This is a genomic window from Thioalkalivibrio sp. ALJ7, assembly GCF_000376865.1.
Classification (GTDB): domain Bacteria; phylum Pseudomonadota; class Gammaproteobacteria; order Ectothiorhodospirales; family Ectothiorhodospiraceae; genus Thioalkalivibrio.
This window is the reverse complement of the sequence record NZ_AQXQ01000011.1, coordinates 71,591-87,086: the sequence shown is the minus strand read 5'-3', so window position 1 is coordinate 87,086 and position 15,496 is coordinate 71,591. Positions and strand designations below refer to the sequence as shown.

8 protein-coding genes and 1 pseudogene are annotated in these 15,496 nt (G+C 62.5%); 2 read left to right on the top strand and 7 right to left on the bottom strand.

Annotation, left to right across the window (positions count from 1 at the left end):
• Window positions 1-7: 7 nt before the first annotated feature.
• The 5 genes and pseudogenes from D002_RS0106750 to D002_RS0106730 form a co-directional block, all read right to left on the bottom strand.
• Entirely contained in the window at window positions 8-2,161 is a 2,154-nt protein-coding gene (locus tag D002_RS0106750; protein WP_018141153.1) for a type I secretion system permease/ATPase, read from the bottom strand.
• A gap of 135 nt (window positions 2,162-2,296) precedes the next feature.
• Complete coding sequence (locus tag D002_RS0106745; RefSeq protein WP_018141152.1) at window positions 2,297-5,848, bottom strand: calcium-binding protein; 3,552 nt, start codon at window positions 5,846-5,848, stop codon at window positions 2,297-2,299.
• A gap of 740 nt (window positions 5,849-6,588) precedes the next feature.
• On the bottom strand, window positions 6,589-7,467 hold the full coding sequence (locus D002_RS0106740) for a hypothetical protein (protein ID WP_018141151.1): 879 nt from the start codon (window positions 7,465-7,467) through the stop codon (window positions 6,589-6,591).
• Window positions 7,468-7,748: 281 nt separating this feature from the next.
• Window positions 7,749-9,171 (bottom strand): annotated as a pseudogene (locus D002_RS13100) (calcium-binding protein).
• 365 nt (window positions 9,172-9,536) lie between these two features.
• Window positions 9,537-9,854, bottom strand: a complete 318-nt coding sequence (locus tag D002_RS0106730; protein WP_018141148.1) for a hypothetical protein — start codon at window positions 9,852-9,854, stop codon at window positions 9,537-9,539.
• Between the two features lie 219 nt (window positions 9,855-10,073).
• On the opposite strand from D002_RS0106730, the gene D002_RS0106725 reads away from it, so the two are divergent.
• A complete protein-coding gene (locus tag D002_RS0106725) occupies window positions 10,074-12,587 on the top strand; it encodes an EAL domain-containing protein (RefSeq protein WP_018141147.1) in 2,514 nt (837 codons plus the stop codon).
• 59 nt (window positions 12,588-12,646) lie between these two features.
• On the opposite strand, the gene D002_RS0106720 is transcribed toward D002_RS0106725, so the two are convergent.
• A complete protein-coding gene (locus D002_RS0106720; protein ID WP_018141146.1) occupies window positions 12,647-13,726 on the bottom strand; it encodes a sensor domain-containing diguanylate cyclase in 1,080 nt (359 codons plus the stop codon).
• Between the two features lie 121 nt (window positions 13,727-13,847).
• Window positions 13,848-14,354 (bottom strand): GNAT family N-acetyltransferase, encoded by a 507-nt coding sequence (locus D002_RS0106715; protein ID WP_018141145.1) that lies wholly within the window; start codon window positions 14,352-14,354, stop codon window positions 13,848-13,850.
• Window positions 14,355-14,499: 145 nt separating this feature from the next.
• Here D002_RS0106715 and D002_RS0106710 point away from each other — a divergent pair, with 145 nt between their 5' ends.
• A complete protein-coding gene (locus D002_RS0106710) occupies window positions 14,500-15,450 on the top strand; it encodes a PDC sensor domain-containing protein (protein WP_018141144.1) in 951 nt (316 codons plus the stop codon).
• The last annotated feature ends 46 nt before the right edge of the window (window positions 15,451-15,496 follow it).

Here is a 15,496-nt window from a genome sequence, read left to right as displayed (position 1 = left end):
GATCGCCTCACTCGCGCTGCAGACTCAGCAGGCCGGCATAGATCCCGCCCGGCCGCTGGGCCAGTTCGTCGTGCGAGCCCGATTCGACAATCTGCCCATGATCCATCGCGATGATGCGGTCGGCCCTGCGCACGGCGCTCAGCCGGTGGGCAATGATGATGACCGTCCGCCCGCGAGCGATCCGCTCCATGTTCTGCTGGATGACCCGTTCCGACTCGTAGTCCAGTGCGCTGGTGGCCTCGTCGAAGATCAGGATGCGCGGGTCATTCATCAGCGCGCGGGCAATCGCGATCCGCTGGCGCTGTCCGCCGGAGAGGCTCGAGCCGTGCTCGCCAACCGTTGTGTCGTATCCCTCCGGTGTTTCCAGAATGAAGTCATGTGCCCCTGCCAGCCGGGCAGCGGTCATCACCTGCTCCAGAGGGGCGCCGGGGCTGGCCAGGGCGATGTTCTCGCGAATACTGCGATTGAACAGCATGTTTTCCTGCTGCACGACGCCGATCTGCCGGCGCAGCGAACTGATCTCGGCGACCGCGAGATCGGTGCCATCGACCAGAACACGCCCGCGCTCTGGGACATACATACGGGCAATCAGCTTCGCCAGCGTGCTCTTGCCGGAACCCGATCGGCCGACCACGCCAATCACCTGGCCAGGGGGAATCTCCAGGCTAACGCCACGCAGGACCTCGGGCCCGTCGGGGCGATAGCGGAAATGCACCTGGTCGAACTCGATCCTTCCTTCCAGTCGCGGCAGGCTGCTGCGATTGGCAAAGGAGGACTCCGTGGGCGCATTGAGGATGTCACCCAGACGCTGCATGGAAATCCCGATCTGCTGGAAGTCCGTCCACATATTGGCCAGGCGCATGATCGGCTGGGCCACCCGAGCGGCCAGCATGTTGAAGGCAATCAGCTGACCAACGGTCAGATCCCCCTCGATCACCAGACGCGCACCCAGCCACAGCGTGCCCACGGTCACCAGTTTGCCCACCAGCGAGATCAGCTCGCGCGCGATGGTCGACAGACGGGTCGTGCGGAGGCCGGCGGATACATAGCCGGACAGCTGTTCATCCCACTTCTTGGTGGTCTGCGGCTCCACCGCCATCGACTTGAGCGTGTCGATGCCGTTGATGCTCTCGACCAGAAAGGCCTGGTTCTCCGCCCCGCGGTTGAACTTCTCGTGCAGGCGCGCCCGCAGCGGCGGCGTGATCAGCACGGAGATCAGCACGTACAGGGGCAGCGAGGCGAGGACGATCAGTGTCAGCCAGCCGCTGTAAAACAGCATGACCGCGATGAAGACCACGGAGAAGAACAGATCGAGCAATAGAGTGAGCGCGTTGCCCGTCAGGAACTCGCGGATGTTCTCGAGCTCCCGCACGCGCGCCACCGAATCGCCCACACGCCGCGATTCGAAATACCCCATGGGGAGGTTGATCAGGTGCCGGAACAGACTGGCCCCAAGCTCGACGTCGATACGGCTGGCCGTGTGCGCCAGCACATAGCTACGCAGGCCGGACAGCACCACCTCGAACACTATGACCGCCAGCAGCCCGATGGCCAAGACGTCCAGCGTGGTCAGGCTGCGGTGCACCAGCACCTTGTCCATCACCACCTGAAAGAACAGTGGTGTGACCAGCGCGAAGATCTGCAGGAAGAACGAGGCCAGCAGCACCTCGCCCAGAAGCTTTCGGTGCTTGACCAGCGCGGGCACAAACCAGGTGAAGTCGAACTTGCCAAGCTCGGCCGTCAGCGAGGCCCGCGAGGTGAACAGGATCAGATCCCCCGTCCACAGTTCTTCCAGCGCCTCGCGCGTGATGCGTTCGGCGCGCCCACGACCGGGGTGCTGGACCAACACGTCCTGTTCCCCGGCGCGCGCCAGCACAAAGAAGCGCCCGTCCACGGCGTGCGCGATCGCGGGCAGCGGCGTGCGATCGAGGCGCGAAAGCGTTGTCCGCACCCGCTTGGCCTTCAGGGCGAGGTGTCGGGCACCGCGCAGTATGTGGTCGCCATCGAACGGCTGGCCATCCGGCGCGAATTCGTGGCGCAGCTGTGCCGGGTTGGCGGCCACGCCGTGATACTGCGCCAGCATCGCGAGCGCGGTCAGTCCCGTGTCGATGGCCCCGTTCTCGCTGTGCGAGTCCGGGGCCGCCTTCCCTGGCGAATCCATGCTGCCTCACTGTTATGCCAACGGCATCCTGCCGCTGGCATGCAAAAAATGGCGGCCCCGAGTCGCGGGCCGCCGGATGTCCTGTGTAGTAAGTGGGGGCTGGCGCGTGAGCGCCCCCCACGAAGGGCTACTCGATCACTGCCATGCGGATGCGACGACGGGCTGTAGCTGCTCCCGGTACGCCTCGGGAATACGGCTCTCGTCGGCCCCCGGCGGGTCGAATGCCGCCATGGCCTGCACCAGGTTATTCACCTCTGATGCCGTCAGGACCTCGCCACTCGAAAGCTCGACCTGATCCAGGGTCTCGCCCTGCGGCCCGAACCAGGAGTCGACCGTGATGCGATCCTCCGTGCCGATAACCTCCACCGACAGATCGCGACCATCCTGCCGGAACCAGAGCTGGTCCGCCGCGATATCCTCGCCCAGGAGCAGCGTGTCCTCGCCCGGGTCGCGGGCGCGCTCCACAATGCGGTCGTGGCCATCGCCGCGTTCGAAGAAGTAGGTATCGCTCCCGGCGCCCCCGTACAGGACATTGTTGCCGCGACCGCCGTGGATGAAGTTGTCGCCGCCTTCACCACGCAGCACGTTATCGCCGTCATTGCCGATCAGCACGTTGTCGAGCTCGTTGCCCCAACCGCGATAATCGCCATCCCCGATCAGCGTGAGGTTGTCGACATGATCGGGCAGGCGGAAGTTGGTCTCCGCCTTTACGGTATCGGTGCCGCCATTCTCCTGGGCGATTACCTTGGTGCCCGGATTGCTGACCACATAGGTATTGTCTCCGTCACCGCCATACAGAAAGTTGGCGGAGCGCCCGCCCCCGATCAGCACGTTGTTGCCGCTCACGCCATAGAGGTGACTGGGGCGCTCGGTGCCGATGATGATGTTGTCTTCGTCGTTGCCACGCCCCACCCGGGCCTCTCCGACCAGCGTCAGGTTCTCCACGTTATCCGGCAGGGTGTAGTCGAACGGGCTGATCACCGTGTCCGTGCCCTGGTTCGGCTTCTCGATGACCACGTCCTCCTCGCTGTTGAGGATGTAAGTGTTGTCACCGCGCCCGCCAGCCATCACGTTCGCGCCGGCCACGCCGTTGAGCACGTTGTCACCATTGTTGCCCTGGATGTAGTTGTCCAGCTCGTTGCCGGTGCCGTCGATGTCGGCCGACCCGGTGAGGATCAGGTCCTCGACGTTGTCGGGCAGGGTATAAGTGACCGAGGAGCGGATGGTGTCGTGGCCCTCGCCGGGCTGCTCGATCACGACGTCATCGTCGCTGCGTACCACATAGGTATCATCGCCCGCGCCACCGATCATGATGTTGGCGCCGCCACGGCCGTCGATGTAGTTGTTGCCCTCGACCCCGTTCAGGACGTTGTCGCCGGTGTTGCCGATGAGTTCGTTGTTCAGCTCGTTGCCGGTCCCGTGAAGATCCTCGCTGCCCTGCAGGTGCAGGTTCTCCACGTTATCCGGCAGGACGTAGTCGATATGCGACTCGACCGTGTCGTTGCCTTCGCCGGGCTTCTCGATCACCACGTCATCGGCGCTGTGCACCACGTAGGTGTTGTTGCCGCGGCCGCCGATCATGGTATTGGCACCCGCCACCCCGTCGAGCCGGTTGTTGCCGGAGTTGCCAATCAGGACATTGTCCAGCTCGTTGCCGGTGGCACTGATACCGCTGCGGCCCAGCAGGGTCAGGTTGTGCAGGTTGTCGGACAGGGCGAACGACACATGCGACTGCACCGTGTTCGTGCCATCCCCCGATTCCGCGATCACCTGATCATCCCGGTGCCGCACCACGAACAGGTTGTCGCCCTCGCCACCCACCAGGACGTCGGCATCCCGGCCGCCGTGCAGCCAGTTGTCGCCGGTCCCGCCGGTCAGGATGTTCTCGCCCTCGTTGCCGACCAGGATGGCGTTCTCCTCCCCGCCGGTCAGCTCGTCACCCTCGGTCGAGCCGAGCTGCAACGCGGACAGATCGAAGCTATGACCATCGGCGAAACGAAGGGTGTTGATCCGGTGGCGCTCGGAATCGGCGCTACCAAACCAGTTTTCGATGGTGACACTGTCGCGGCCGTTGCTGTGCGCCAGCACCAGCGAACTGCCCTCCGCACGGATGTCCAGATCGCCGGCGCGGATCTCCGGGCCGAACTCCAGCACGCTATGACCCTCGGCGCCATGCATTTCGATGATGGTGTTATGACCCTGGCCCACATCGAAGCGGTAGGTGTTGTTACCAGAGCCGCCGTAGAGGATGTCGTCGCCCGAGCCCGCCTGCAGCACGTCGTCGCCATCACCGCCCAGCACCCAGTCGCCACCGGAGCCGGCGGTAAGCTCCGCCCCGTCGTTGCTCGCGAACACAATTTCGGACGCGGCCGTGCCTTCGCCGTCGGTGCGCACCCCGTCCCAGCCGAAGTCGGCCAGGGCCTCCAGCACGGCCGGGTCATCACCGGCCTGTGCGAGCCAGTCGCGCAGCAGGCCATGGCTGTCGAAGCCCATGGGTGAGAGCTGTTCGCCGGTGGCACGCTGCAGTTCCAGAAGATCCGCCACGCCACGGGCCGGGTCGGCATCGAACTGCTGGTTCAGGGCCTCCGTGGTGCCCGCGAAGTCGATACGGATGCCGTCTTCATCGAAGACCAGGTCCATCCCTTCCAGATAGGGCGCCAGGTGGGTCTGGCGCATCATCTGTGCATACATGGTGGTCTGCAGGATGTCGAAGGCCGCACGCAGCTCCCCCGAGGCCATGACCCTCGGGTTTGGACTCCCGTGCTGACGGAACTCCCGCCCCAGGAAGGCCTCCAGTGTGGCGACCTTGCGCCCGTCGATATGGGATCCCCGGCCCTCCGGGTCCACGTCACTGGCGCCCGCCCACTCGTACAGCAGGCTCTCCATGCGGGCTTCGCGCGCCTTCACGTCGGTTTCGGCCATAAAGGCCTCAACCTCCCCGCGCAACTGTCCGCTCTCGTCCCGCACCAGCGCCTGATGCAGGTCATGCACCTCGCCATAGCCCATCAGGTCGGGCAGGATGGCGATGGCCTCCGGAATGTCCAGGCGCTCGCGCGCCTCGGTGATGGCCGTATCCTGGATGAACCACACGTCCGTCGCCTCGCCTTCGCGGCCGTCGGCCCACTCGAACCGCCCGATCTGGCGGTGCTCGTTGCCGTGCTCGTCCACGTAGGTGGAATCCGAGTAGCCCAGATCGATGGAGCCGATGCCGACTTCATCCAGGGTCAGCAGTTCACCCTCGTCCACCACGCCGTTGCCGTTGGCGTCCTGCCACAGCCGCAAGTCGCCCCAGGCCTTGTCGCCCGGGTCGATGCGGCCATTGTCGTTGGTGTCGTGGATCGCCAGCGCTTCGAAGCCGTTCATGGCCGTCACGCCTTCCTCGATCTCGCTGGCGTTGCCGAACAGCTCGCTGCCGGTCTCGATCTCCTCGTTCCCGGTCAGATCCATCGCCAGCAGTGCATCCCCCGGCCCCACCCAGCCGGTGGCCTGCGCAAATCCGTCCCCGTTATGGTCGAACTGCACACCGGCATCCAGACCCACCGTAGAGATGCCGTTGCCGTCGAGGTCCAGGATGATCGGAGAGGCATGGGACTGGCCACGGTTAAAGAAGTCCCGGATATCACCAATGAAGTCGCCGCCGGTCCAATAATCCCAGGCGGATTCCAAAATCCCGGCCGGTCCACCCATCTCCTCTAGAACATCCGTCGCCGAGGTTCGCAGCTGTTCATACACTGAACCACCATATTTATTTCCCAGCCACGCTCCCGCCGCTGCAAGCCCAGCAACCATCATTGCTTTTGGCAAAACGGGGAGGCTCACAGCCGTCCCAGCAAACGCCGCAAATTTGGCACCTGTCACGCCCAGAAGCACAGAACTTGTATTCTTTGATGCTTCTTCCCAATCCGACTGCGCAACCGCACTCATTACTTGTCCAGCGCTGATTAAGTTACCAACCGGACCCAGTACACCATTCACTCGCCCACTAATTTCAAGATGCGTGCTTCTCATCCAAGCTTCGTCGGCTTTATAAGCCCGCTGATCTGCCCACTCCTGCGCCTGATCGCTAGCGGTACGCAAGACAGCAGCTCGCTGCGTGTCGCCCGCTGCTTCAGCCCTTTGAGCCAATTCACGCGACTGATCCGATATCCGGCGATATTCTCCTTCATAATAATCTGCTAGTTTCGACAGGCGCTCCGCTTCACTTAGCGCCGGGTCCGAAGCTTCGGTTAAGAATACCGAGAATCCCGTTACGGAGGCCGAGTCCACTGACTTCATGTAATCATTAACATCTCCAACAAACCCCTGACCATTTTTTTCCTCTTCCATGAGGCTTTCCTCCTTAATAAATCAATCGGTGGGCCGAACGATTCGATCAATGCCAAAAAAGATCACGAAACACGGCCACGCCACAGCCGCTTACAATACCCCTAAGGAGATTTCGACGAGCGGTAGACCCCCCAAAAAAGCAGAAGGTCTCGAAACGCCACATATACCAAAGAAATAAAGACTGCAGAAGCATAGGTAATCACGACACTCCAGACGGAAAACCAGAACTCCGATGTGTAAGACAATTTGGAAAGGCGGCCAAACAATCCTGAAAGCTCGGGTCCCGAGGGATAGACTCCGGAGAGAAGTAGGAAAGCCGCCGATCCAAAGACCGGGATAATCGCTAGGCCTATCCAGACAACCCCCGGGCCTTTCCGCAGGTGCGCCCTCAAAGACACCACTGTCCATAGCACAAGCGCAGGAACAAGGAGCAATTGGACTGAATAGACTAACTGTGCGACCTCCGAAAACTCGGACCAAAGACCGAACCTCTGAACCCCAGAAAAGTGCAGCTCCATAAAACCCACGAATTCACGAAGAGGTGCCAGCGAGCTCAGTATGTCTTGGGGCAAAAAATAGGAAGCACCTATGACCAACCCGAAATAACCACCTAGGACCACCGTGCTCTCAAAGTTCTTGCCGCAATTAGATTCATCACGCGCGACCTTCGGGGGTCTTCCCACCGAAACGCGGAAGCTCTTCATTTCTCGCTTACCGGTAGGGGTATGAGGGTGCCAGTATACAAAGTTCCAGACGACCACCAACGGCACAATGACGTAAACAAGGAGCATCAGGACGGGACTCGATAAGTTGGTGCCATCCAGCCCATTGGCCGTCATCCCGACCCCTATCAGCGCCGGGGGCGCTGCTAGCACCGCTACCGCGTAGGTCACCCGAGTGCGAAACGATGCCCGGCGGCGTTCGGAGAGGATCCCGACGGCCATCAGGAACACGATCACATAGGGAATCAGCCACGCCATGGCAACCTTCCAAAGCTTTGGGAGGCCATATCCAATCCGGGCAAATCTACGGCTAGGTTAAAACGCGACGAAAGCCGATCCAGCGGCGCACCGGTACGCATAGCGGGGCAACGCGCCGACGATATCGGAGCGCGATGTGGCACAAACCGAAGCGGTACTGCGGAGAGTACGCCGATCCGTGGCGAGGTCATGGCTTTTCCCTGTCCATGCGTGATGATTTTAAAGGCTGCCGGCTTCAGGCGGCCCTGTTAAAGTTGCTGCTGAACGCCCTCGCGTGGCGTTCATTCAGGAAGCTCCAGGGTCTGCCCATCGGCGAGGCGCACGGCGTGCAGACGGTGGCGCTTGGGGTGGATGGAGCCAAACCAGTTCTGGATGCGGACGCTGTCTTCGCCGTTGCGGTGGGCGAGGACCAGTTCGTGAGCTTCCATCTCGATATCGAGGTCTTCGGCGCGGATGCCCGGAGCCACTTCGATGACGCTACCGCCGCGGTCTCCGTACATCTCGATCAGGGTGTTGTGGCCGCTGCCGACGCCGAACCGGTAGGTATTGTTGCCGGCTCCGCCGTACAGGAGGTCATCACCGGGTCCGGGATACAGGGTGTCGTCGCCCTGCCCGCCGAGCAGCCAGTCCCCACCGGGTCCGGCCTTGAGCTTTGCGCCACCCTCATGCGCGACCACGATCTCGCGCCCGTCCGTGCCCTGTCCGTCCATGCGCACCGGGTCCGGCCTTGAGCTTTGCGCCACCCTCATGCGCGACCACGATCTCGCGCCCGTCCGTGCCCTGTCCGTCCATGCGCACCGCGTCCCAACCCAAGGCCAACAGGGGCGCCTGGACACTCGAGTCGTCCCCAGCCTCGAGCAACCAGTCACGCATCAGGCGGTAGGGATCGAAGCCCATTGCGCGCAGGCGCTCACCACCCGCCCGCTCGAATTCGAACAAGTCGGTCAGGCCCCGCGCCCGGTCACGCTCGAAGCTGGCCTGCAGGGCGCTTGTGGTGTCGGAGGAATCGAAGCCGGGCCCGGATTCGTTCAGCGCAAAGGCAATCGCATCGAAGTAGGGCGCCAGGTGCGTCTGCCGCATGAGCTCGCCGTACATTGTCGTTTTCAGGATCGCGAAGGCCTTGTGCAACTCCGATGCTCCTCCCGGGCGAGGGTCGGGGCTGCCCTGCTGACGGAAATCCCTGTCCAGGAAGGCCTCCAGGGTGACGAGCTTGCGGCCATCGATGTTCGGCCCACGATCTTCCGGATCGGCGTCGGCGGCTCCCGCCCATTCAAACAGCAACGCGTTCATGCGGGCGGCACGCGCCTGCACGTCGGTCTCGTCTCGAAAGGCCTGGACATGCTCGCGCAAACGGCCGCTGTCATCGCGCTCCAGGGCCTCACGCAGGTTCGGTACGTTGCCGTAGCCCTTCAGGTCAACGTCAGCGCCAGAACCAGCCGGAATACTCGAGTCCCGGACATCGCCCAGGGGTTGCGGCTCCGAACCACTTCGCCCGGTCGAAACCTCGGATGAAAGCGCTGACGAGTGATCCTGGGACCGCCCCGGCAAAAGGGAGCGACCTGTGGCCGAGGTGAACCCTTGCTCGAACCCCCGAGCGAACTCTGTCGCGAAGATATTCACGCCATGCCGGACCTCCGGCAACAACACATACACCGCCCCGAGGGTGGCCAGCACGAAGCCTGCGTTGACGATAGCGGGCCTCATGAAACCGCCCCCCACAGCGGCCGGAAGGGGGCAGCCCCCTCATTGCACGCGGGAGACCGCCGCAGTAACCAACGGCCGAGCCAGGGGGACTGCGAGGCGTCGGGGCAATCGTACGCAAGACGCCGGGAGCCACGACGGCTTGCCCAAGGACCTGCCGAGGGAGCTTTGTCGTTCAACGTTTGCCGATATGGGGGTACGCCAATCCGTGGCGAGGTCATGGACATTCCCTTGCCATGAATATGGTCGCGGATCCTGCCCATCGCATGGGCGAGTGTCAAGGTTGGCTATTCCGTACTCTGATGGGACGGGATCGGGACTTGCGTGGCCCACACGCGCTGCAGATCCAGTCTGAATCCAACAGAGGCTCAGAAGCGATCACTTTCCAGCTTGGCGGCGACGCGGTCGGCGACCTGGCCGCGGACGACGACCTCGTCCGCGCCAGCTTGTCGCGCAGCCTTGAGCATCTCACCCTCCACGTGTGGGCCGAAGGCAAGGATCCTGGCTTCCGGATAACGCTGGCGCCAGTCAGCGACAGCCTCAACACCTCGGGTGCCCAGGTCGACGACGACCAGGTCTGGATGGCCGGGCATCTGGCTATTGGTGACGTTGGCGCCGGCCGAACGCCAGCGGGATTCGAGCCGAACACGGGTCATCAGGTCGGGTGTGTCCAGGTGGATTTGCATGACTTTCTCCGGCGCAGGCTGATGTGGGTGAGGTGGGCAGCATGGCGGGCCTGGTTAGCAGCCTGGGGTTCACCCGTCCCGCAAACGATGCCGTTCATTACCGGTACCAACCCCGAGCACGACTCGGCTTGGGGAAACGGGGCGGAAAACACTCACATGTAATTGACAAAACAACGAAATTTGATCGCTTTTCACCATTGATCGCTGCAGAATGCTGAAATGGATTTTGCCTCGAGCAGCACGATCGGCGATCTGGCCTACAGCGGCAGTCATTCCGCACCGCTGGTCGTGTTATCCCTAACCATCGCGATACTCGCAGCCTTTGCCAGCATTAGCCATGTAGACCTGATCCGAACCACCCGCTCCCGGCTCGCGCGAATTGGCTGGCAGGTCAACGGCGCCGTCGCTTTGGGGGTTGGGGTCTGGACCATGCACTTCACCGGCATGGTGGCCTTTGAGTTGCCGATCACAATCGACTACCACATGGGTATTACCCTGTTGTCGGTTCTGCCGGCGATTGCGGCGGGTTACGTGGCGCTCCAGGTCATCCGCGAGCCGCGCCCCACAGCCCGTGAAATCCTAACGGGCGGCACTTTGGTGGGGCTGGGGATTGGGGCCATGCACTACACCGGGATGACGGGCATGGTCGTGGAAGCGGACATGGTCTATCGGCCGGGTTTGTTCTTGTTGTCGATTGTGGCCGCCGTAGCAATGGCCAGCCTGGCCCTGGCCGTCCCTCGGCTGATGGGCGCCTTCATGGAGCAGCGAGGGCTATACCAACCCACGCTGTTCAAACTGGCCAGCGCGGTGCTGATGGGGTTGGCCATCTCCAGCCTGCACTACGTGGCGATGGGTGCAACAGAGTTTGTGCCAGGGGACGGACATACCGCGAACCTTCCGGGCGCGGTGATCGAGCCCGGCCTCATCGCCGGCCTGGCCGTTGCAGCTGCCCTCTTTATCCTGATCACCTCAACCGTCACCGTCACCCTGCGCCACGGGATCGAGGCGTCGCTGCTGGAGGCCGAGCTGGCGGCCACACGTGCTCGACAACTGGATGACCGTTTCCAGAAGATCGCCTCCCGACTTCCGGGTGTTGTGTACCAGTTCCGCATGACTCCTGATGGGCACCAGAGCTTTCCTTATGCGAGCGAGGCAATCGAAGACGTCTATGGCGTTCAAGCCAACGAGGTCCGGGAGGATGCGTCCGGACTCGCCGAAATCATCCACCCATCCGATCTCCAAGCGGTACAGGATTCGATCCGGACTTCCGCCAGTGACCTTTCGGTGTGGCGACACGAGTATCGCGTCATCCACCGCAAACGTGGCGAGCGCTGGTTGCAGGGGAATGCAACGCCTGAACGCGAGCCGGATGGTTCCATCCTCTGGAATGGCTTCATTACGGACATCACTGAACAAAGGGACTCGCAAAAGCGTATTCACCAACTAGCTTTTTTTGACGACCTTACGGGGCTACCCAACCGGCGTCTGCTCGAAGACCGAATGAATCGCGCCCTGGCACACTCCGCTCGCCACGGCACGCTCGGCGCGGTGTTGTTCCTCGACCTGGATGATTTCAAACGCCTGAACGACACCCTGGGGCATTCGGCTGGCGATACGTTGCTGAAGGCCCTTGCACAGAAATTAGGGCGACGAATTCGGGGTGCTGACACCATCGCCCGCCTGGGAGGCGACGAGTTTGTGATCGTCCTGGAAGAGATCGCCACCGTGGAAGATCTTGCAGCCCAGCGTGCCGGCCATATCGCGGAGGAGATCCAGGCCCTCGTGACGGAGCCGGTGAGGCTCTCGAATCATGATCACCGTTGTGCTGCCAGCATTGGGATCACCCTGTTCTTTGGCGAGCAGGAAACGCGCGAAGAATTACTACGCCGCGCCGATGCCGCGATGTATCAGGCCAAGGCCGCAGGCCCCAATTCGATCCGGTTCTTCAACCCCGAGCTGCAGGCCGGCATGGAGGCACGCTTTCAGCTCGAGGCAGACTTGCGCGCATCGGTCGGCCACGACCATTTCCTCCTCCAGTACCAACGCCAAGTCAATCAAGCGGGTGAGCTGGCCGGGGCCGAGGCCTTGCTGCGCTGGCGTCATCCGACACGAGGGCTCGTCGGACCGGCACAGTTCATCCCCGTGGCAGAAGAAACCGGCCTGATATTGCCCCTTGGACGATGGGTGTTGGAGGAGGGCTGCCGCCAAATCCTGCAATGGCAACACGACGAGCGGACAGCCGGACTCACGCTATCCGTCAACGTAAGTGCCCGTCAGTTCTATCAAGAAGACTTCGTCGAACACGTAAAAACCATACTTCGGGACAATCCCATCCCTCCCGGTCGGCTCAAGATGGAGCTGACAGAGTCCCTGGTATTAACCGACATCGATGACAGTACGTACAAGATGGAACAACTCCGAAGCATGGGCATACAATTTTCCATGGATGACTTCGGAACCGGGTATTCATCAATGGCCTACCTGTCCCGCTTGCCTTTCGCGGAGGTCAAGATCGACAAGACCTTCGTGCAGGCAGCGGCACATCCCGACCATCAGCGGGACCAGATCATTATCGAATCCATCGTCGCGCTGGGACGTAACCTGGATATGCGCGTCGTGGCGGAGGGGGTCGAGACTTCCGAGCAACTCGCCCTCCTCAAGGGTCTCGGCTGCGAGTACTTCCAGGGTTACTACTTTGGGCGACCCGAAACCGCCGACCAGATAGTGACGTAGGCCTCGGCGAACATGGCCGCCGAGGCCACACTCGCCATCCAGTCCTGTCCGGGTACGGCCTACTCCCCAATATCGGTAGGTTGGACCGCCAGCACCTTGTTACGGCCCAGGTCCTTGGCACGGTAGAGCGCCTCGTCGGCACGGCCGAAAACGCTCGCCTCCGTATCATCCGCGCACACCGTCGTAACACCTGCGCTCAGGGTAACGGGCTTGGAACCCAACGGCGCGAACCCCCGGCCCGCAACAAGCAGGCGCAAGCGCTCAGCCACTTCGACAGCGGCCTCCGATTCGGTATCCGGCAAGAGCAGCGCGAACTCTTCCCCACCAATGCGCGCCAGCAGATCCACCTCGCGCACCGTCGGCCGAAGCCGATCGGCCAGCTCGCGCAGGACCTGGTCCCCGGTATCGTGGCCGAACCGGTCATTGATCAGCTTGAAATCGTCCAGGTCCAGCAGAATCAGGGAGAAGGCGACACCGGTGCGCTGGAAGCGGCTTAGCTCCTGGGCAATGGACCCCTCGAACACGCGGCGATTGCTCAACCCGGTCAACGGATCGGTGGTAGCGAGCCGAGTGAGGTCTTCGTTGAGCGAGAGGAGCTCCCGCTGACGGCCCTGGAGTTCCTCGCGCAGCTTTTCGTTACGTTCCAGGGCTTCCCGCAGGCTCCGCGTGGTGCGATGTAGTTCGAGCTTCGCAATCACCTGGCGGGCCAGGATCAGCAGGGCGTCCTCCTGTTCCGGTGTAAGCGTTCGGGGCTTGTAGTCCAGCACGCACAGGGTGCCCAGGGGCAGGCCGTCCTCGGTCTCCAGCAACGCGCCAGCATAGAAACGCAGGTAGGGATCACCGGCGACCAGGGGGTTATTCACAAATTGCGGATCGCGCGTGGTGTCGGGGACCACGAATAGGCCCTTTTGCAGCAGCGCATGTTTGCAGATGGAGATATCCAGCGGTGTCTCGCGCACACCGAGTCCGATCTCCGATTTGAACCACTGCCGATCCTGGTCAACCAGATTGATGGCCGCGATCGGCGCCTCGCAGATGTTGGCGATTAGACGCGTGAAATCATCAAACTCCGGTTCCGGCGGCGTATCCAGGATCTGGTAATCGTGGAGAGCCGCGAGCCGGGCTTGCTCATCAAACATCGGGGGGTCTCATGCGCTCGGCCAATCGCCGATCACGTGAGTTAGGTTCGCGTTCCATCTAATAAGCATGCGCAGGACTCGTTTACAGGGTCAAAGAACCCGCCTTCTCGCGCGGACTGTATTACCGCACGCCATCGTTGTCCGTGGGATGGTCGGGGATCCAATAGCGTTGTTCGTAATCGCGATCACGGTCCCGGACGGGCACGGGGATGAAGCCCATGGCCTCGAAGAAGCCGGCGGCCGAGCCCTGGGCCTTCACCAGCACGCCGGCTACACCCACCTCGCGCGCGGCGGCCCGACAGGTATCGACAAGCTGGCTGCCGATACCCATTCGGCGTGCCGCGCGGGCCACGTACAACCCGTGCAAGAGGAGACCGTCCGATACGCCGTCGGGCAGTTCGCGGGGCCCCGCATGCTCCCAGGCGGCAACGCCCAACACCTGACCGGCCGACTCCACGACGCGCACCTCAAGGAACATGAAATCCGCCTCGGTATAGCGGTAGGCCGGCAGCGCCAGCCGCCGGACGCGTTCGGGCAGCGGCCAGTCCTCGATGGCCTCCGCTACCAGGGTATTGATCGGGTCAAGATCGTCGGGTCGGGCGGATCGTAGGGCAACAGTCTCGGGCATGGCGTAGCTCGTGGTCGGCACGGTTCCTGCTCGGACCCGGGTACCGGTGCAAAGTGCCCCGAGACATGCGGTTCGACCGCGTCACGACAGCGACATCCCCAATCGGGGATAATCGCGCCGCACCGAAAGGAGACGACACCGCACCATGACGGAACTGAAAAAAGCGATCGAACACCAGCGCGCCTACCTGGAAGACAAGCTACACGACACCCTTACGGTGATCGCCAACCGCCTGAGTTCAGCCTGGCCGCGCCGCGAAGACCTCGACTCGATCCTTGAGGAGGCGATTGGCCAGATCCCGGAGGCCACATTCGTCTATGCGTTGAATACCAAGGGCATCCAGCTCTCCGACAATATCTCGCGCAGCGGGGTGCTGCCGGAGCATTTCGGTCGCGACCGGTCGCAACGCCCCTATATGAAGGAAGTGGTGCCCGCCGACGGCTTTTTGCTGTCGGACGCCTACATCAGCCTGCTCGGACGGCGACCCTCGCTGACCGCGCTGCAACTGGTGCGCGACGACGAGGGTAATGCCCTGGGTTTTCTGGGCGCCGACTTCGACCTGCGCAACCTGCCGGATTTCTCCGAAAACCTGTACGAGGAACCCAACGAGTGGCGCCAGATCAAGGGCGATCCGTCCATCCGCGGCACGCTGTTCCTGCAAAGCCGTACGGAAAGCCTGATGGACCAGAACATGGATACCGCCCTGGCCATCATCGAGGAGCTATTCACCGAGCGCGGCGTATTTCAGGGCGTGTTCCACTTCTCCAGTTCGCGCGCCACGCTGTGGACGACCGAGGACCCGTACCGCTACCGCATCCTTACCCACGAGTCTCTGGGAGACCCGGACGTCTGCCTGGCCTTCCCGCATGAGCCCTATCCCGAAGAGGCCCTGATCCCGAAGGACAAGGTTGGTCCCGTGCTGGAGGGACTGAAGACGCTGCGCTACGCGGATGAGACCGTTTACCTACGCTCCGCCTCCATCAACCTGTTCAACGGCATGGTCAGCCTGACCTTCTCCTGTGACGGCTCGCACTACATGACCTGGGACGAGTTCCTCGGCCGCTCCATCGAGTTCTGGATCGGCGCCACGGGCTGACCCGCAAAGATGAACTGACAGCGCAGGCCCGTCTGCGCGATGATGG

What these genes read in the sequence shown, in the direction of transcription:
- D002_RS0106750 (WP_018141153.1), bottom strand. Translation starts at nt 2,161, where the DNA reads ATGGATTCGCCAGGGAAGGCGGCCCCGGACTCGCACAGCGAGAACGGG.
- D002_RS0106745 (WP_018141152.1), bottom strand. Translation starts at nt 5,848, where the DNA reads ATGGGTGGACCGGCCGGGATTTTGGAATCCGCCTGGGATTATTGGACC.
- D002_RS0106740 (WP_018141151.1), bottom strand. Translation starts at nt 7,467, where the DNA reads ATGGCGTGGCTGATTCCCTATGTGATCGTGTTCCTGATGGCCGTCGGG.
- D002_RS0106730 (WP_018141148.1), bottom strand. Translation starts at nt 9,854, where the DNA reads ATGCAAATCCACCTGGACACACCCGACCTGATGACCCGTGTTCGGCTC.
- D002_RS0106725 (WP_018141147.1), top strand. Translation starts at nt 10,074, where the DNA reads ATGGATTTTGCCTCGAGCAGCACGATCGGCGATCTGGCCTACAGCGGC.
- D002_RS0106720 (WP_018141146.1), bottom strand. Translation starts at nt 13,726, where the DNA reads ATGTTTGATGAGCAAGCCCGGCTCGCGGCTCTCCACGATTACCAGATC.
- D002_RS0106715 (WP_018141145.1), bottom strand. Translation starts at nt 14,354, where the DNA reads ATGCCCGAGACTGTTGCCCTACGATCCGCCCGACCCGACGATCTTGAC.
- D002_RS0106710 (WP_018141144.1), top strand. Translation starts at nt 14,500, where the DNA reads ATGACGGAACTGAAAAAAGCGATCGAACACCAGCGCGCCTACCTGGAA.